The 16,935-nt window shown below is 42.6% G+C and carries 18 protein-coding genes and 1 pseudogene; 8 read left to right on the plus strand and 11 right to left on the minus strand.

Annotated elements, in window-relative coordinates; translation table 11 throughout:
• Positions 1-170: 170 nt before the first annotated feature.
• The 5 genes and pseudogenes from RM049_RS39340 to RM049_RS20010 form a co-directional block, all read right to left on the minus strand.
• Complete coding sequence (locus RM049_RS39340) at positions 171-428, minus strand: ribulose bisphosphate carboxylase small subunit (RefSeq protein WP_409882125.1); 258 nt, start codon at positions 426-428, stop codon at positions 171-173.
• A gap of 90 nt (positions 429-518) precedes the next feature.
• Positions 519-2,192: pseudogene (locus tag RM049_RS19995) on the minus strand (ribulose bisphosphate carboxylase small subunit); the annotation flags it as partial.
• A 94-nt stretch (positions 2,193-2,286) separates the two neighbouring features.
• Positions 2,287-2,586, minus strand: coding sequence for a EutN/CcmL family microcompartment protein (locus tag RM049_RS20000; RefSeq protein WP_322673550.1), 300 nt, complete (start codon positions 2,584-2,586; stop codon positions 2,287-2,289).
• A 6-nt stretch (positions 2,587-2,592) separates the two neighbouring features.
• On the minus strand, positions 2,593-2,937 hold the full coding sequence (locus tag RM049_RS20005; protein WP_010995041.1) for a carbon dioxide-concentrating mechanism protein CcmK: 345 nt from the start codon (positions 2,935-2,937) through the stop codon (positions 2,593-2,595).
• A gap of 92 nt (positions 2,938-3,029) precedes the next feature.
• Positions 3,030-3,338, minus strand: coding sequence for a carbon dioxide-concentrating mechanism protein CcmK (locus RM049_RS20010; RefSeq protein WP_012410633.1), 309 nt, complete (start codon positions 3,336-3,338; stop codon positions 3,030-3,032).
• Positions 3,339-3,997: 659 nt separating this feature from the next.
• On the opposite strand from RM049_RS20010, the gene RM049_RS20015 reads away from it, so the two are divergent.
• The 4 genes from RM049_RS20015 to RM049_RS20030 all read left to right on the plus strand — a co-directional run bounded on the left by RM049_RS20015 (position 3,998) and on the right by RM049_RS20030 (position 9,546).
• A complete protein-coding gene (locus RM049_RS20015) occupies positions 3,998-5,854 on the plus strand; it encodes an NAD(P)H-quinone oxidoreductase subunit F (RefSeq protein WP_322705388.1) in 1,857 nt (618 codons plus the stop codon).
• Positions 5,855-5,944: 90 nt separating this feature from the next.
• Entirely contained in the window at positions 5,945-7,447 is a 1,503-nt protein-coding gene (locus RM049_RS20020) for an NADH-quinone oxidoreductase subunit M (protein ID WP_322705389.1), read from the plus strand.
• A 141-nt stretch (positions 7,448-7,588) separates the two neighbouring features.
• Entirely contained in the window at positions 7,589-8,719 is a 1,131-nt protein-coding gene (locus tag RM049_RS20025) for a CO2 hydration protein (protein ID WP_322672843.1), read from the plus strand.
• Entirely contained in the window at positions 8,716-9,546 is an 831-nt protein-coding gene (locus tag RM049_RS20030) for a class I SAM-dependent methyltransferase (protein WP_322705390.1), read from the plus strand. The genes RM049_RS20025 and RM049_RS20030 overlap by 4 nt, the downstream gene beginning before the upstream one ends.
• 19 nt (positions 9,547-9,565) lie before the next feature.
• Here the strand turns inward: RM049_RS20030 and RM049_RS20035 are convergent, their stop codons facing one another.
• A complete protein-coding gene (locus RM049_RS20035; protein WP_322699390.1) occupies positions 9,566-10,033 on the minus strand; it encodes a GNAT family N-acetyltransferase in 468 nt (155 codons plus the stop codon).
• 106 nt (positions 10,034-10,139) lie between these two features.
• Here RM049_RS20035 and RM049_RS20040 point away from each other — a divergent pair, with 106 nt between their 5' ends.
• Positions 10,140-10,679 carry a transposase gene (locus RM049_RS20040; RefSeq protein WP_322705391.1) on the plus strand — a complete coding sequence of 180 codons (540 nt, stop codon included), beginning with the start codon at positions 10,140-10,142 and terminating at the stop codon, positions 10,677-10,679.
• Positions 10,676-11,176: an IS630 family transposase gene (locus tag RM049_RS20045; RefSeq protein ID WP_322705392.1), complete on the plus strand. Its 501-nt coding sequence runs from the start codon at positions 10,676-10,678 to the stop codon at positions 11,174-11,176. The genes RM049_RS20040 and RM049_RS20045 overlap by 4 nt, the downstream gene beginning before the upstream one ends.
• Before the next feature lie 154 nt (positions 11,177-11,330).
• Here the strand turns inward: RM049_RS20045 and RM049_RS20050 are convergent, their stop codons facing one another.
• Both RM049_RS20050 and RM049_RS20055 read right to left on the minus strand, forming a co-directional pair.
• On the minus strand, positions 11,331-12,071 hold the full coding sequence (locus tag RM049_RS20050; RefSeq protein ID WP_322705393.1) for a Uma2 family endonuclease: 741 nt from the start codon (positions 12,069-12,071) through the stop codon (positions 11,331-11,333).
• Between the two features lie 49 nt (positions 12,072-12,120).
• A complete protein-coding gene (locus RM049_RS20055) occupies positions 12,121-12,927 on the minus strand; it encodes a Uma2 family endonuclease (RefSeq protein WP_322705394.1) in 807 nt (268 codons plus the stop codon).
• A gap of 190 nt (positions 12,928-13,117) precedes the next feature.
• Between RM049_RS20055 and RM049_RS20060 the strand changes: the two genes are divergently transcribed.
• Positions 13,118-14,155: a serine/threonine-protein kinase gene (locus RM049_RS20060; protein WP_322705395.1), complete on the plus strand. Its 1,038-nt coding sequence runs from the start codon at positions 13,118-13,120 to the stop codon at positions 14,153-14,155.
• Positions 14,156-14,215: 60 nt separating this feature from the next.
• Positions 14,216-15,538, plus strand: a complete 1,323-nt coding sequence (locus RM049_RS20065) for a serine/threonine-protein kinase (RefSeq protein ID WP_322705396.1) — start codon at positions 14,216-14,218, stop codon at positions 15,536-15,538.
• Between the two features lie 177 nt (positions 15,539-15,715).
• Here the strand turns inward: RM049_RS20065 and RM049_RS20070 are convergent, their stop codons facing one another.
• The 3 genes from RM049_RS20070 to RM049_RS20080 form a co-directional block, all read right to left on the minus strand.
• Entirely contained in the window at positions 15,716-16,114 is a 399-nt protein-coding gene (locus tag RM049_RS20070) for a transcriptional regulator (protein WP_322705397.1), read from the minus strand.
• Positions 16,098-16,214: a type II toxin-antitoxin system HigB family toxin gene (locus tag RM049_RS20075; RefSeq protein ID WP_322705399.1), complete on the minus strand. Its 117-nt coding sequence runs from the start codon at positions 16,212-16,214 to the stop codon at positions 16,098-16,100. Before RM049_RS20075 ends, RM049_RS20070 begins: the two co-directional genes overlap by 17 nt.
• An 86-nt stretch (positions 16,215-16,300) precedes the next feature.
• On the minus strand, positions 16,301-16,663 hold the full coding sequence (locus RM049_RS20080) for a hypothetical protein (protein ID WP_322705398.1): 363 nt from the start codon (positions 16,661-16,663) through the stop codon (positions 16,301-16,303).
• Positions 16,664-16,935: the final 272 nt, after the last annotated feature.

The following is a 16,935-nucleotide window of genomic DNA, read 5'->3' on the forward strand; positions in this document are numbered from 1 at the left end:
GAAGCCCTAAGAAGATAGGAGTTAAAAGTGAGGAGTTAGGAGTTAGTTAAAAGTGGGGGAGTTATAAATTTGAAGTTTAGAGTTATCAATTAACAATCTTTTTTAACTCCTAACTTCTAACTCCCAACTCTTGTACAGACGCGATTAATCGCGTCTCTACTCCTAACTCCTTAAGGTCGTTGAATAATCGTTTCTAATACGCGACGCTTGGCTTTGGGGTCAACACCAATTAAGCGTACATATTCCCCTTGGTATTCGCCGAGTTGTCTTTCTACGGCGGCGATCGCTTCTCTTTCTGAGGAGGCTTGAATTTGACCAGTACTAGTCCAGGAACCTGTACGGAACCGTCGTTGATCTACGTGTTCAATGCTAATTTTTGAGCCGCTAGCCAATAATTGCCGGAGTTGGTCTACTACTTCACTACTCAAGCGGGTAGCTGTTGCTGTTGCTGTTGCTGTTGCAGAGGGCGCACTGCTAGTAAATGATTTCTGACCGTCAGAGGAGGCTACTTGACCATTTGGACGTTGGATAATGGTTTCTAATACCCGCCGTTTGGCTTTGGGGTCAACACCAATTAAGCGTACATATTCCCCTTCGTATTCGCCGAGTTGTCCTTCTATGGCGGCGATCGCTTCTCTTTCTGAGGAGGCTTGAATTTGACCGGTACTAGTCCAGGAACCTGTACGGAATCGCCGTTGATCTACGTGTTCAATGCTAATTTTTGAGCCGCTAGCCAATAATTGCCGGAGTTGGTCTACTACTTCAGAACTTAAACGGTTACTGCTAGCTGTTCCCCTATCATAGGATGCTGCACTACTGCTAGTACTAGTAAATGATTTGTGACTACCAGAGGAAACTGCTTGACCATTTGGACGTTGGATAATGGCTTCTAACACCCGCCGTTTTGCTTTGGTGTCAATACCGATTAAACGTACATACTCACCTTGATGGCTTGCTATACATTCTTCCAAAGCGGAGATGACTTGATTTGTGGAAGTTGCATCAATTGGCGTGCAACTAGTCCAGGAACCAGTACGGAAACGACGCTCATCTACGTGTTCCATACCAATTTTGTAACCACCTGCCAAGAGTTGGCGGATTTGCTCTAGAGTTTCGCTACTGACTTTGCCACTGCTAGAACCGTTACTATTACCATTATCATAGCTGTTGCTGTAGCTTCTGTAACTGCTATTACCATGACTAGCTGGAGCTTTAAAGCTGCTAGCTGGTTTTGCATCATCATCAGGACGTTGGATGATGGCTTCTAGCACGCGTCGTCTATCTTTGTCAATGCCAAACAGTCGGACATACTCGCCGCTATGCTCTTGTAGACAGCCTTCTAATGCTGCGATCGCTTCACCGAGGGATCTCGGTTCGATTGGTTGGCAACTAGTCCAAGAACCCGTGCGGAAACGTCTTTGGTCTACATGTTCCGTACCAATTTTATACCCTTGCCCCAATAGATACCGCAACTGATCTATTGTTTCTCCACCCAAGCTATTGCTCGACACTTCACTACTCCTTTCCAACTCTAAAACAGTAATACCATTACCTGTATAAGATTTAGCGTTCTCATCCCGAATGGGTGCTATACATTTAGTATCCGCAGCACAGAGATAACCAGCTCGTAATGCCTGATTAATTCCAACCACATGATGAGCAAATTCTTTATCTTGATCTTGCACATCTGGCAAGCGATCGGCTTGCTGCTGGCTGGTAATTATCGCTCCCGAAGGTACATACTTCCCAGAGGGAATCTCTACGTCTTGAATCAAAGCGTGCATCATTACGATGCAACCTGCACCCACCCTGGCATTAAATATCGTAGAGCGAAAGCCAATGAAGGAATTATCACCTACATAAGCTGGCCCGTGAATTAGAGCCATGTGGGTAATGCAAGCGTTTTTACCAATCCATACTGAGTATTTATTTTGGTCATCGCCAATTACTCGGCCTTGCTCCAACCCATGAATGACAACACCATCTTGAATATTGGTGTTTTCACCCAGATAAAAAGGTGTGCCTTCATCCGCTCTAATCGTAGTCCCCGGAGCAACGATTACATTTGCACCTATTCGTACATCCCCAATCAGATTGGAGAATGAATGTACAAAAGCAGTTTCATGGATTTTGGGTTCAGCTAAATTCCTTGACCACGGGGTTGGGGGTGCCGCCGTGCTGCGGACTGCCATCGCGAGATTCCTCCTCTATTATCATTTGTCAGTTGTCATTTGTCAGTTGTCATTTGTCGACAGCTAATGACTAATGACTAATGACCAATGACTATCAATATTGATCTTTTTTGCTGTAAATGAGGCGATCTTCAACGTAAATAGTATCTATGATCGCCACCACTGCTGCATCCAATGGACGCTGTTCATTGCCAACAACTTGACGAGCGGCACTACCACGAGTGATGAGTACCCACTCATCTACTCCTGCTCCCACAATATCTGCTGCTACTTCATACTCTGGTAAGATATTGCCGTTTTCATCTACTAATTGTAACAACAGTAGTTTCACACCTCTAAGAGTTGGCTCTTTTTGGGTGCTAACTACTGTGCCGCGAACTTTGGCAATTTGCATTACAAATTACGGTCTTCTACCGAAAGGACGAATTGCATTCACATTTTCCCGGAACTGCTCTACATCTTCGGTATAACGAATTGGGAGGACGTATTCCAAGTTTTCGTGAGGACGAGCAATGATATGAGTAGACAACACTTGTCCGCCGTTGACCCGCTTTACAGATTCAACCCCAGCAGCTACGGAAGCTTGCACTTCCGAAACGTCACCCCGAACAATTACCGTCACCCGACCACTACCGATTTTTTCATAACCTACTAAAGTGACGCGGGCAGCTTTCACCATTGCATCAGCAGCTTCCACTACTGCTGGAAAGCCCAGCGTTTCAACCATTCCCACTGCAATTGACATTAGTTTTAATCCCTATTTCAAAGTTTTTAGTCTTGGACAAAAGTGATACTCTTTTCAGGCAAAAAGCGTTAATTACTTTGTTTAAACAGCTTTTAAGTACGGAATTGTTCCACCGCTTCTGTGTAACGTATCGGCAAGACGTATTCCAGGTTTTCGTGAGGACGAGCAATGATATGAGTGGATAACACTTCACCACCAAAGACTCTTTTTGCCGCTTCAACCCCAGCAGCTACAGAAGCTTGCACTTCCGATACATCTCCCCGAACTATCACGGTGACGCGAGCGCTACCAATTTTTTCATACCCTACTAAGGTGACACGGGCGGCTTTCACCATCGCATCAGCAGCTTCCACCACTGCTGGAAAGCCCTTCGTTTCAATCATTCCAACTGCAATTGGCATCGCAGAACTCCTACAAAATTAATGCAATCTGTACTGTCGTTTGAATTTTTTGACGGGGAGAGCCTGATCTTATAGCTAAGAAAACACTTCCAAATTAAGCATAGGAAAGCTTGGCGTTCCTGGCAATATAAATTACTATAATAGTTTATGATAAGAAAGTTTTAAAAAACTTAACAAAAAGTTATCTAGGCTTCTGAGCAATTAAAGTTTACAGATTCCTTGAGCAGGCACTTATGCTTTATAATTTCTTTATCACATTTACAAAACGACATTCATAACCAGGGCTAATCCTATCTGAGAAAAGGTAAGCAGCGGCTGTATGTTTTGCTGTATCTATCTTTTATCAAATATTTCTAAGTGCACAAGGACTAAGTGAAATATATATAAGTTTTTTAAATATATTGTATAAATTACTTTGGTTAAAGTAGAAATACAAATGTAAAAAGGTCAGCGATATTAAGGCAAGTAAATGCTTTTGCTTATGTAAAGTTATATTTTACTTATATTTAATAGGGTAGCGTTAAGTAAAAGTACTTCTGGAAGTTCAGTTAAAATAATAGTAAAAAAACATTGGTAATTTTGGTAAATTAATTTTATTAAATAACATAATTGGTTGAAATTTTTTTAAAATCAAGGCTGAGTCATCAAGGGAAATTTAAATGGAGCAATTTCTATTTTCAACAAGTTGGTTTGTGCCTTTGTATAGCTTATCGGGCGCAATTTTGACATTGCCGTGGGGAATAGGAATAATTCGGCGAACAGGGCCCAGACCTGCGGCATACTTCAACTTGTTGACGACCGTTTTAGCTTTTGTTCATAGCCTGTTTGTATTTAAAAATGTCTGGGATAGAGAGCCAGAAACCTTACTAATCAATTGGTTCAAAGCAGCAGATTTAGACTTATCTTTTTCCTTGGAACTATCCCCAGTCAGTATTGGGGCAACAGTTTTAATTACAGGGTTAAGCTTACTGGCACAAGTTTACGCTCTGGGTTATATGGAAAAGGACTGGTCGTTGGCGCGTTTTTTTGGGCTCCTGGGATTTTTTGAAGCAGCGCTATGTGGTCTAGCAATCAGTGATTCTTTGTTTCTCAGCTATGCGCTTTTGGAAGTTTTGACGCTTTCAACTTACTTGCTGGTGGGGTTCTGGTATGCTCAACCACTAGTAGTGACGGCGGCGCGGGATGCATTTTGGACTAAACGGGTAGGAGACTTGTTGTTGCTGATGGCTGTAGTGACACTTTCTACCTTAGCTGGGAGTTTGAACATTTCGGATTTATATGAGTGGGCGCAAACAGCTAATTTAAGTCCAATGACATCGACGTTGCTAGGGTTGGCGTTAATTGCTGGGCCTGCTGGTAAATGTGCCCAATTTCCACTGCATCTGTGGTTAGATGAGGCAATGGAAGGGCCCAATCCTGCGTCGGTAATGCGGAACTCTCTAGTCGTAGCTGGTGGTGCTTATTTACTGTATAAACTTCAACCATTATTAGCCCTGTCGCCAGTTGCCTTGAATGCCTTGGTAATCATGGGTACAGTAACGGCGATTGGAGCGACATTAGTATCCATAGCTCAAATTGACATTAAGCGATCGCTATCTCATTCCACCAGTGCATACATGGGGTTAGTGTTTTTGGCAGTGGGGTTGCAGCAAGGAGGTGTAGCCTTGATGTTGCTGTTAGCTCATGCGATCGCCAAAGCATTATTATTTATGAGTTCTGGTTCAGTCATCTTAACTACCCAAAGCCAAGACTTAACAGAAATGGGCGGTTTGTGGTCGCGGATGCCAGCCACCACCACAGCCTTTGTAGTTGGTTCAGCCGGGATGGTGACACTGCTACCCTTGGGAAGCTTCTGGGCAATGCTATCATGGGCTGACGGTTTCGTGAATATTAGCCCTTGGGTAATTGGGGTTTTAATATTAGTCAATGGTTTGACAGCATTGAATTTGACAAGAGTATTTAGATTAGTCTTTTGGGGTAAACCGCAACAAAAAACCCGTCGCACCCCAGAAGTTGGTTGGCAGATGGCCTTCCCAATGGTGTTTCTAACAGTGCTGACTCTACTTCTACCTCTAATGTTACAGCAATGGTACTTACTACCAGATTGGGAAAGTATTAATTGGTATGTGGTGTTAGCCTTGTTTAGTTCTACCGTAGTGGGGGTAGGTGTAGGGTGTACAGTTTACCTGCACAAAGCTTGGTCAAGATCCAGAATCCTGGCGTGGAGATTTCTGCAAGACCTGTTAGGTTATGATTTTTATATTGACCGAGTTTATTATGTAACCGTGGTAAGTATAGTAGGACTGCTATCTAAAGTTTCTGCTTGGAGCGATCGCTACTTGGTTGACGGTTTAGTAAACTTGGTTGGGTTTGCGACCATTTTTGGCGGACAAACCTTAAAGTACAGCATTTCTGGGCAATCTCAGGGCTATATGTTGACCATCCTAGCAGTTGTCAGCGTCTTGGGGTTTTTCATCAGTTGGTCATTGGGTTTACTAGATAAATTGCCTTTTTAGAGAGACGCGATAAATCGCGTCTGTACAAAACGTAGAGACGCGATTTATCGCGGCTGTTATTCATGCCTCATCTCCCCTTACCCGAAGTCTATGCTTAGTGTTTTAATTCTAGTACCGTTGATTGGCGCGGCTTTAATTGGTTTCTCGCCCTCTAGCATCAGTGGAAAATTTGCCCGTGGGGTGGCTTTAGTCTTTGCCATTATCGCTTTCTTGTGGACAATCGTATTAGTAAGTCAGTTCCATCCAGGAGAAATTACTCAACAGTTTGCTGAGTCTCTCCCTTGGGTAGATGCTATAGGGCTGAACTATAACCTTGGAATAGATGGTTTATCTTTGCCGTTGCTGGTTTTAAATGGATTGTTAACTGCCATTGCCATCTACAGCAGCGATGAATCGCTACAGCGTCCTAAATTTTATTACTCTTTGGTACTATTATTAAGCGCTGGGGTGACAGGAGCCTTTCTAGCACAGGATTTACTATTATTTTTCCTGTTTTACGAATTGGAACTAATTCCGCTGTATTTATTGATCGCCATTTGGGGTGGCGCCAAACGGGGTTATGCTGCGACTAAATTTCTTATTTATACAGCCGTTTCGGGAATCCTGCTTTTAGCAAGTTTCCTCGGTATGGTTTGGCTGAGTGGTTCCTCTAATTTTGCACTAGCAACCTTGAACGCGACAACTCTACCTCTAGCCACACAGCTTTTATTGCTAGCGGGAATTTTGATCGGTTTTGGAATAAAAATTCCCTTGGTTCCCTTCCATACTTGGTTGCCAGATGCTCACGTTGAAGCTTCCACACCGATTTCCGTGCTATTGGCTGGGGTGCTGTTGAAGTTGGGAACTTACGGCTTACTGCGATTTGGGATGAACTTGTTACCAGAAGCTTGGGCTTATGTAGCTCCTTGGTTGGCGACTTGGGCAGTAGTGAGTGTACTCTATGGTTCATCCTGTGCGATCGCCCAAAGCGATATGAAAAAAATGGTAGCATACAGCTCCATTGGACACATGGGTTACGTGCTTTTAGCAGCGGCGGCGGGCACACCTTTAAGTGTATTGGGTGCTGTGATGCAAATGATTAGCCACGGCTTGATTTCGGCAATGCTGTTTTTGCTAGTAGGGGTTGTGTATAAAAAAGCCGGAAGCCGTGATTTAGCAATCATCCAAGGATTACTGAACCCAGAACGGGGTATGCCAGTAATTGGTAGTTTGATGATTGTCGGAGTCATGGCCAGCGCTGGTATACCGGGAATGCTAGGGTTTATTTCCGAATTCGTAGTTTATCGGGGAAGTTTTGCAGTTTTTCCAGTGCAAACTTTGTTATGTATGCTTGGTACTGGTTTAACAGCAGTTTACTTCCTATTACTTGTTAACCGCGCCTTTTTTGGACGTTTATCTTCACCTGTTGTTAATTTACCACGTGTGTATTGGAGCGATCGCATCCCAGCTGCAATTTTAGCTGTGCTGATTGTGATTTTTGGCATTCAACCTAGTTGGTTAGTGCGTTGGACTGAACCAACAATTACAGCAATGATAAATACCCAAAACGTAGTAGCAGTGTCTTTGGATAAAGCAATGGGGAATGGGGACTAGGGACTGGGGACTGGGGACTGGGGACTGGGGAATGGGGAAAAGTTTTCCTAATGCCCAATGCCCAATGCCCAATGCCCAATGCCCAATGCCCAATGCCCAATGCCCAATACCCCAATTCCTAAACTTTTTGGAGAGATGCCAATGGTAACTATTAAAAAAAAAGCTCCTCACAATCCCTTAGCTGAGTATATTGAACGCCTACAAAAAGGAGATGCATTACTCCCTGATAGTCCAGAGAATGTATTAGAAGTTGTTGGTATTCTTAAAAGCTATGGGGTAGTTTTAGATGCTTACTCAATAAATCTTAACTATATTGCCGAGCATCAGTTTTTAGTATTTTTCCCATTTTTTAAATACTTTAATGGAGAGGTTTCTTTTCAGAAATTACTCCGTCACTGGTGGCATGACCGAATCAATTTTGAATATGCCGAATATTGCATGAAAGGCATGATGTGGCATGGTGGCGGCGGACTAGATACGTATTTAGATACACAAGAATTTCAAGAAAGAGCGCAAGCCGTTATTGCCGCAAAATTTAAAAATAATCCCTTGATTCTGGGTATTAACCAACTGTTTCCAGATTTCTTAACAGAACAGTTGCGCGTCTCTGCTTACTACACCGGTTTAGGTCAATTCTGGCGAGTCATGGCTGATATGTTCCTCAACTTATCAGACCGCTATGACCGAGGCGAAATCAAATCGATTTCCCAAGTTGTAGACCACATTAAATCAGGATTAGTGGCAAATGCATCAAACCCAATTACCTACGCTGTCAAAATTCGAGGTAAGGTCTATGAAATCATTCCCAAAAGCGTTGGTTTGACTTTCTTAGCAGATACAGCAATACCTTATGTAGAGGCAGTATTTTTCCGGGGAACTCCTTTCCACGGTACTGTTTCATACAACGCCCAAGCTTATCAAATCTCTCCCGATCAAAGTCGATTTCAATATGGTGCATTGTATGCCGATCCTTTACCCATCGGTGGCGCGGGTATTCCTCCTACCTTATTGATGCAAGATATGCGTCATTATCTTCCAGAATATTTGCACGAAATTTATCGTCGCAGTCTTCGGGGTGAAGATGATTTGCGAGTTCAAATTTGTATGAGTTTCCAAAAATCGATGTTTTGCGTGACGACAGCAACGATTTTGGGACTGATGCCTCATCCTTTAGATACTAAAGATCCAAATGAGCAAAAAGTTAATCGAGTTTATTTAGAAAAGTGGATGAGTCGGTTACAAACTTCGCGGTTGCTGGATGTGAATAAATGACGGATAATTCCATCATTACTTACGAGGCATTCAAGCAATTTGAGCGCGACAAATTTTCTCTTATAGCTCAAGAATACGATCGCGCGATCGCTGTTGTGACTTCTCAAGTAGATGAAGCCATATTGGATGCCGTGGGAGCTAAGTCTGGTATTCGATTGCTAGACGTGGCTTGCGGAACTGGATGGCTTAGTGCCGCAGCACTAAAGCGGCAGGCTATAGTCACAGGATTAGACTTTGCAGAAAATATGGTGGCCATTGCCAAAGTGCGATGTTCTCAAGGGTCATTCCATCATGGGGACGCTGAAAACCTAACTTTCGAGTCGGGCCAGTTTGAGGCGGTGGTTTGTAACTTGGGTATCCTCCATTTCCCCAACCCAGAAAAAGCGATCGCTGAATCCTTTCGCGTACTCAAACCGGGAGGACGCTATGCTTTCACCTGCTGGACACCGCCAACGCGCAATCCATTTATGGCTCTGATACTGGGTTCAGTGCAGACTTATGGCAGCATGGATGTGAACCTACCTTCTGGGCCACCCCTGTTTCGCTTTGGCGACCCCACTGAATGCGAAATGGTTTTAAGCGCCGAGGGATTCACTCAGGTGTCTGTCACTGAACTCCCCATCAAGTGGACTTTCTCTACACCTGAAGATGTCATGCCAAAGATTACTGTAAGTTCGGCGCGTCTGGGGTCGATGTTAGCAATGCAAACCGATGAACAACGGCGCAATATTGAAAACGTAATTATCGAGGGAGCCTCAAAGTATGTCACAGAAAATGGTGTGGAAATTCCTGCTTCTGTGATGCTAGCTGTCGCTTACAAACCATAAGCTAGAACAACCTTTGAATTTAGTAATTTTTTAAGTATTTTTCCATGACAAAATTTATCAGCTTTTGCCCTCTACGCTCTACTTCTTGCTTTTTGATAACAATAAATCCTTGACTTTCAAAAAAAGGTTTAGCTGTAATACTGGCTTCTGTATATAACTTTTTCAATCCTAAAGAGTTTGCTTTTAATTCAATCTGTTCTAAGATTTTCTTACCAACACCTTTCCTTTGAAAATCTTTATGACAATAGAAACGATCGATATGACCATTAGCTTCTAATTCTCCAAAACCAATAATTTTGTCTTCTTCTGCTACATAAGTAAACTTGCTTCCTAAACTTTTAATCCAAACTTCAATATCCATGTTTGCTGGTGCCCAAGCATCTACTTGTTCTTGTGTGTAATCATGAATATTCACTTCATGAATAGTGTCGTAAAACAATTTCATAATTTCTTCAGTATCAGCTATTTCGTATATTCTTAATTTCATATAGAAAGTAATTAATCACAAATAATCCCTCTTATAGGAATCCTATTTGATTTTTGAAAAAGATTACGAGATAATACGGATGAGTTGACAAGTGTAAGAGCAGACAATGATAAACCAGCATCTACAATCGGCAATACAACCTGGAGGAGTGGCAACTGCGATCGCTGAGTTACAAGATTTCATAGCAGCTTGTCGTGATGCCCGTGAAGCAAGAAAAGCTTTGGCAGTTAAATTGATTTACCAAGATTACTTGTACGAAGAAATCCAAGCTATTCTAGATGTATCTTTAGGCTCGATAACAGGCTGGAAACAAGCCTATGAGCAGGATGGAATTAATGGACTGTGCTTGAACTACAAAGGCAGAAAAAGCTACCTGAGTACTGAACAGCGAGAAGAAGTGTTGAGTTGGCTGCAAACCAAGAACTGCTGGGAACTGGGTGAACTGGAGTACAAATTAGCTTTTGAGTACGACGTAGTTTATGATTCAAAACAAAGTTACTACGACTTGTTTGATGCCGCTGACATCAGTTGGAAGAAAACCACAAAGCTGAATCCCAAAGCTGACGAGAATGCTGTTGCAGCAAAAAAAAAGAGATTGAGACATTGCTGGCACATCACCGAGAGGAAATCGAAACAGGAAAGTTGAGAGTACTGCTAATTGATGAATGCCATTTAATGTGGGGAGATTTAAGTGGTTACGTATGGGGAAAAAGTGACCAAGAAATAGCAGTCCCAGTTGTTAACGAACGAGATAAGCAGACATACTATGGGGCAATTGACTATCTGCAAGGAAAATTAGTTCTCAAAGCTTATGACGCGGGAAATTCAAAAAATACTATTGATTACCTACAATATCTGCTAGCTGACTCTCCCGATCAGCAATTACTAATTTTTTGGGATGGCGCTAGTTACCACCGTTCTAAAGAAGTTCGAGGTTTTTTGGACAAGGTAAATCTTGGGTTGTCATCTGAACAATGGAAAGTACATTGCGTTCGCTTTGCTCCCAATTGCCCAGTACAAAATCCCATTGAGGATATTTGGTTGCAGGCTAAAACATGGGTTCGACGTTTTTGTGCTTTGGTTCCAACATTTTCTCATTTAAAATGGATGAATGAACAAGTTTATCCGACACACTACCTTTGATTTCGCTACTCTCCAGATGTACGGAGTTTTTTCAAAAATCAAATAGGAGTCCTATATAAGAAACAAGGCAAGAGGCAGAAGGGAAGAGGATTTGACTTGTTTCTTCCATCCATAACGGAATGGATGTAAATAAGTAGTTGATTTTTGATCGATATTATGCTTCTGGTTCAATGCCGAGCGATCGCAATTGAGCAATCAGAATCTCATTTCGTTGGCGTTCTTGTTCAGCACGCTGGCTTTCCTGTTCAGCTCTTTCTGAGCCAGTCAACAACAAATTACCTTGCAAATCCCACCAACGTAACCAAGGCAATTCCATATTTTGGTAAACTCCATGCCAGATACCTAGCTCAACGCCTAAAGGATGTATGAGATAATGTCCCCGTTCGTTTGTTGGTAATGGCTGATACTTGCCCTCAATTAAGTGATACACTTCTGTGCTGGCTTTATCCACTTCATAAATGCCGTAGAAGGGAGTCCGAATTACTTGCTCATAAATCCAAAATTTGCCTTTCCAAGGAGTTTGATCTCGTTCCTCACTCCCATCTCCAGAGACAAATTCTAAGGCAATTAATGGGGCAATAAATTCTCGCCACAGTACATAAGACCTGCGTATTTGCCCGTCGAATAAGGGCGGGACATTGGCGACATAAAACCAGTCCGGTGCGACTGCGCCTTTTTCTGGCGGGTCAGTTAAGCGCCAATAGATGCCACAATCTTGACCAATACAATATTGCCCGTCAGGGTGAAGTTTTTGCAATATCGGTTGAATCGAGTCTGTTAGTAGAATGCTTTGGGGATGTTCCTGGAAGTTTTTCACAAAGGTGCCATCAGACTCTGGTAGCTGCGTGTGGTCTGGGAAAGGGGTAAGGTCAGTGGGGTTGATGGCAGAGGTCATAAACTTACCTTTGCACTGGTAAAGGTTGTTTTTTAGTTTAGCAATAGATTTAAGCTTCTGGTTCTACACCAAGCGATCGCAATTGAGCAATCAGAATCTCATTTCGTTGGCGTTCAAGTTCTGCGCGTTGGTGTTCAAGTTCTGCGCGTTGGTGTTCTTGTTGTGCGCGTTGGCGTTCTTGTTGTGCGCGCTGGCGTTCAAGTTCTGCTCTTTCATCGCCAGTCAACAATAAATTACCTTGCAAATCCCACCAACGTAACCAGGGCAATTCCACGTTTTGATAAACTCCAAGCCTTATGCCTAACTCCACTCCTAAAGGAGGTATAGGATAATGTCCTCGTTCATTTGCTGCTAATAACTGGTATTGTCCACCAATCAATTCATACACTTCTATACTGGCTTTATTCACTTCATAAATGCCATAAAACGGAGTCCGAATTACTTGCTCATAAATCCAAAATTTGCCCTTCCAAGGGGTTGTATCTCGTTCTTCACTCCCATCACTAGAGACGAATTCTAAGACAATTAATGGAGCGATGTGTTCTCGCCAAAATACATAAGAACGGCGCGTCAATCCATCTAGTAAGGGCGGGACATTTCCTACATAAAACCAATCCGGTGCTGCTGCTCCTTTCTCTAGAGGATCTGTCAACCGCCAGTAAATACCTAAGTCCTGACCTATACAATATTGACCTTCTGGATGTAATTGCTGGAGAATGGGTGTAATTGAATCCGTTAGTAAGATACTTTGGGGATGCTCTTGCCAATTTTTGACAAAGGTGCCGTCAGAGTCTGGTAGCTGCGTGTGGTCAGGAAATGGGGTGAGATCGGTATCGAGGTTGATTGCAGAGGTCATAAGTTACCTTTGCACTAGCTAAAGGTTGTTTTTAGTTTAGCAATAGAGGGAGAAAAAAGCGTAGGCGTAGCCCGCACTTCGACAAGCTCAGTGACCATCGTAGACATCGCACCTGTTGTGCCAAACTAGGCTCAAGTTATTAAAGCTCTATTGTGTGAGAATTAATCTAAGCATTTTGGGAGTTGCAAAGATGGCTTGGGTAGCTGGCGATCGCTTGCAAGGTGGAAAATACACCATTGAAAGAGAGTTGGGAAGAGGACGCTTTGGCATCACCTATTTGGTCAAAAATAAGAATAGCGATCGCCAAGTCATTAAAACCTTAAATGACGATTTACTAAATTCCCTGAACCAGTTGGAACGCGGACGACTGGAAACAATGTTTTGGCAAGAGGCGGTAAAACTTACTCAATGTAAACACAAACATATTGTGCAGGTTGCAGAACCGTTCAAAGAAGGAGAACACTGGTGTCTGGTAATGGAGTATGTGGATGGTGTTAGTTTGGCTGACCGTCGCCAACAAATACTTTCTGAATCAGAGGCTTTACGCTACATTCAACAAATTGGAGAAGCACTGATTAAAGTACATGAAAATCGGTTGATTCATCGAGATGTGCATCCAGGAAATATCTTTTTGCGAGTGCGAGAAGGACAGCCGGAAGCGGTGCTAATTGATTTTGGTTTAGCTCTCGATTTCGATCATATTTTAACCACAAGTAGAACAAAGGAAACTTCTGAGGGATTTACACCGCCTGAGCTTTATGCTCAACATACTAAACCAACTGGAGCATATAGCGATATTTATTCTCTGGCGGCAACTCTTTATGTGCTTTTGACTGGAAAAACACCAGTCAGTGCGCTCAAACGTAAAGCGGACAATGCTCCTTTAGTGGAACCGAAAAAACATAATCCTCAGATTAGCGATCGCACAAACCGAGCAATTTTAACAGGTATGAAGCTAGACCCGAAACAGCGATCGCAGTCAATGCGAGAATGGCTCGATTCTTTAGGGTTGACTGGGGAAAACTCGCAGCCCTCAATAATTGTACCATCTAAAACTAACTCAAATTGGGAGCGAAACATCCAGTTTTGGGGAGTGGTGATAGCAGCGATCGCAGCTTTAGGAGGCTTACTTGCAGGGGTGGGTGCTGTTATGGATAAATTAAAATCCCCTGCATCTAATAGTCCACCATCAGTATCTCCTAGTCCGTCATCTAGCAAAACACCGTAGAATTAGCTAAACTCTCATTAAAACGCTGGCATTAAAGTAATTTTTTACTTAGAGGTATTCATGCCCTGGATAGCAGGACAACAATTGCAAGGTGGCAAATATGTAATTGAGACAGTCCTGGGACAGGGAGGATTTGGGATTACTTATAAGGCTTTGCATGTTGAGCTAAACCAGACAGTTGTAATTAAGACACCTAATGAATATCTCAGCCACGATCCAGAGTATGACAAGTACATAGAGAGATTTATCCAAGAAGGGCGGATACTTGCACGCTTATCAGAAGACCCTCATCCTCACATTGTGGGAGTGATTGATTTGTTTCGGGAAGGTGCTACCCACTGTTTAGTGATGGACTTTGTTGAGGGAGAAAATTTATTTGAGGCAGTGAAGCGTAGGGGGATTTTACCAGAAGCAGAGATTGTACCCTGTATCCGCCAAATTGGGGAAGCTTTAATGGTGGTGCATCAAGCAAGGCTAGTACACCGAGATGTTCACCCTAAAAACATAATGCTGCGGAGTAATGGGAAAGCGGTTTTGATTGACTTTGGCATAGCCAAACAAGTAGTTCCTTCAACCGATAGCTCAATTAACAAGGATGGTCATAAGGCTTTCGCACCCTATGAGCAGAAGGTTAGAGGCAGTCGGGAGCTAACCGTTGATATTTATTCTCTAGCTGCCACACTCTATTATGCGGTGACAGGTCAATTCCCTACAAATTCTTTGGCTCGCAAGCTAGACAATACTTCCCTGACTCCACCTAAACAAATTAATCCAAGCATCAGCGATGAATTAAATCAAGCAATTCTCAAGGGTATAGCACTGGAGGCAAACGACCGTCCCCAGTCAATGCAGGCATGGTTGACAATGCTAGAAGCACCAAAAGCAACGCCTCCACCACCTGTTGATCGAGATTATAAAAAAGAAGTTGTTCGTCCTGAAGCCAAGCTAAACTTAAAGGCAATTCCAGGTACATCAAGTACTAAATCACTTAGAACTATTCCCTGGAGCTGGTTAATTGCTGTATTAATAAGTACCTTATTGATAGGGTACTTATTAGCTGCGTCTAACGCTTCGTACATAGTTTGGGCTGTAGCTGTGGTTTGGGCTGAGGCTATGGCTTGGACTGGAGCTTGGTCTTGGTCTTTGACTGTGGCTGAGGCTGTGGGTGTGACCGTGGTTGGGACTGTAGTTGTGACTCTGGTTGTCGCCGGGACTGTGGCTGGGAGTGTGTCTATGGCTGTGGTTGTGGCTGCGGGTATGGCTGGAGAGAATTTACGAAAATCTTTTAGCAAGATTCATACTTTTCTAATTTTAGCTAGCATTTCTAGTCTAGGCTTGGGTTTGGGATGGCTAGGACATAAGATTTTGAATACAGGTACATAGCTTACTCAAGCTTTAGAAGCTAACTGGCAAAAGATTTTGTAGCTGTTGTATCGAGTAGAAAAGCGATGTCTAAGGACAAGCTGCTACGGTCTATGCACCTTTAACCTCATACCCAAATATTAAATTTCCGGCTCAATACTAAGCACTGATTTTAAGAGTGTTGTTATAGAAGATAAGCTAGGTAAATAAACTGATATCTACATTAAAATAGTCTGCCAACGCTTCTGCTTGAATTTTACTAATGGTGTGATCGCCATTAACAATTTGCAAGGCAATTTCCAATGAACCAATTACCTCAGCTAATGCTTCTGTTGTAGTATCGCGTGCGTCCATCAGATGCACTAACATCGAATTGGGCGTACCTTGGGGAATTGGGTAATGGGTTTCTTCAAACTGCTCAATTAAAGTCACCAACAGTTGCAACAGCATTTCTTCTTCTGGTGTACGATTGGGACGATGTTCTAAAGTTAATGCGAGTGCGATCGCTTGTTCGTTTTCTGCATCCGTGGTAATGATTTTTGGCTGATACTCGGCTAGCAATTTACCATAAGATTCTGGATTAAAAGTACGGGTCATTTTTCCATTTATCCTTATCATATTTAGCGTGAGTCAGGACATATTTAATATAGATTCTTTGAGTTTCGTAAACAATAAAAGTGACGCTTCTCTCTGTTATCTTTTTTCTATTGGTTCACCATATAACCAAAAATCTCCCGAATTGAATTCGGGAGAGTGTCAAAAAACCCAAATGTATTGTCTTTATTAAATAACAACCTCTTGCTTAGGCTTCCGCGCTGGACGCTTGCGTTCGCTGCGACGAACGCCCCCTGCCATTTTGTATTCATCGCTATTCTTGCCATACTTTGCAGCTACGCTGACTAACACATGTTCTGTTAGTTCCATCAGCGATTTTTCGGCTAATTCAAAGGCTCCCTGAGTTAGATCCACCGTCGAGAGGGTGGAGTTATGAGCTTCCAACTTGTCCTGTGTTTTTTTGATGGCGGCGGCAAAGGTGTCAATAGTGACTCCATTACCTAAATCTAAGGTAGGACTAATCGATTTCAAACCTGCAATCCGACGCTGTGCCCTATCAAGTACTTTAGATCCACGTTTTGGACGTGACATAAATAACCTTCCTTTTTTTAATCATGCACTAGGATAAAAACTGACTTATATCCTTGTCTTTACACCATTAGGATAAACAAAATCGGGGTAATTAATACCTGTAATTTCAGTATTATTTAAACTATTTAATACAAAATTTATTATAATTTTTACGTGATTTTATTGATAGATGTCCGAATTCAACAAACGACCGCCCGAATTCAACAAACGACCGCCTGAATTCAACAAACGATCGCCCGAATTCAACAAACGATCGCCCGAATTCAACAAAC

It is taken from the genome of Nostoc sp. DedQUE04 (assembly GCF_034530995.1).
In the GTDB taxonomy this organism is placed as follows: Bacteria; Cyanobacteriota; Cyanobacteriia; order Cyanobacteriales; family Nostocaceae; genus Nostoc.

Excerpts from the sequence above, each read along its gene's own strand:
- RM049_RS20000 (WP_322673550.1), bottom strand. The coding sequence starts at position 2,586 with ATGCAAATTGCCAAAGTTCGCGGCACAGTAGTTAGCACCCAAAAAGAG.
- RM049_RS20005 (WP_010995041.1), bottom strand. The coding sequence starts at position 2,937 with ATGTCAATTGCAGTGGGAATGGTTGAAACGCTGGGCTTTCCAGCAGTA.
- RM049_RS20010 (WP_012410633.1), bottom strand. The coding sequence starts at position 3,338 with ATGCCAATTGCAGTTGGAATGATTGAAACGAAGGGCTTTCCAGCAGTG.
- RM049_RS20015 (WP_322705388.1), top strand. The coding sequence starts at position 3,998 with ATGGAGCAATTTCTATTTTCAACAAGTTGGTTTGTGCCTTTGTATAGC.
- RM049_RS20020 (WP_322705389.1), top strand. The coding sequence starts at position 5,945 with ATGCTTAGTGTTTTAATTCTAGTACCGTTGATTGGCGCGGCTTTAATT.
- RM049_RS20025 (WP_322672843.1), top strand. The coding sequence starts at position 7,589 with ATGGTAACTATTAAAAAAAAAGCTCCTCACAATCCCTTAGCTGAGTAT.
- RM049_RS20030 (WP_322705390.1), top strand. The coding sequence starts at position 8,716 with ATGACGGATAATTCCATCATTACTTACGAGGCATTCAAGCAATTTGAG.
- RM049_RS20035 (WP_322699390.1), bottom strand. The coding sequence starts at position 10,033 with ATGAAATTAAGAATATACGAAATAGCTGATACTGAAGAAATTATGAAA.
- RM049_RS20040 (WP_322705391.1), top strand. The coding sequence starts at position 10,140 with ATGATAAACCAGCATCTACAATCGGCAATACAACCTGGAGGAGTGGCA.
- RM049_RS20050 (WP_322705393.1), bottom strand. The coding sequence starts at position 12,071 with ATGACCTCTGCCATCAACCCCACTGACCTTACCCCTTTCCCAGACCAC.
- RM049_RS20055 (WP_322705394.1), bottom strand. The coding sequence starts at position 12,927 with ATGACCTCTGCAATCAACCTCGATACCGATCTCACCCCATTTCCTGAC.
- RM049_RS20060 (WP_322705395.1), top strand. The coding sequence starts at position 13,118 with ATGGCTTGGGTAGCTGGCGATCGCTTGCAAGGTGGAAAATACACCATT.
- RM049_RS20065 (WP_322705396.1), top strand. The coding sequence starts at position 14,216 with ATGCCCTGGATAGCAGGACAACAATTGCAAGGTGGCAAATATGTAATT.
- RM049_RS20070 (WP_322705397.1), bottom strand. The coding sequence starts at position 16,114 with ATGACCCGTACTTTTAATCCAGAATCTTATGGTAAATTGCTAGCCGAG.
- RM049_RS20080 (WP_322705398.1), bottom strand. The coding sequence starts at position 16,663 with ATGTCACGTCCAAAACGTGGATCTAAAGTACTTGATAGGGCACAGCGT.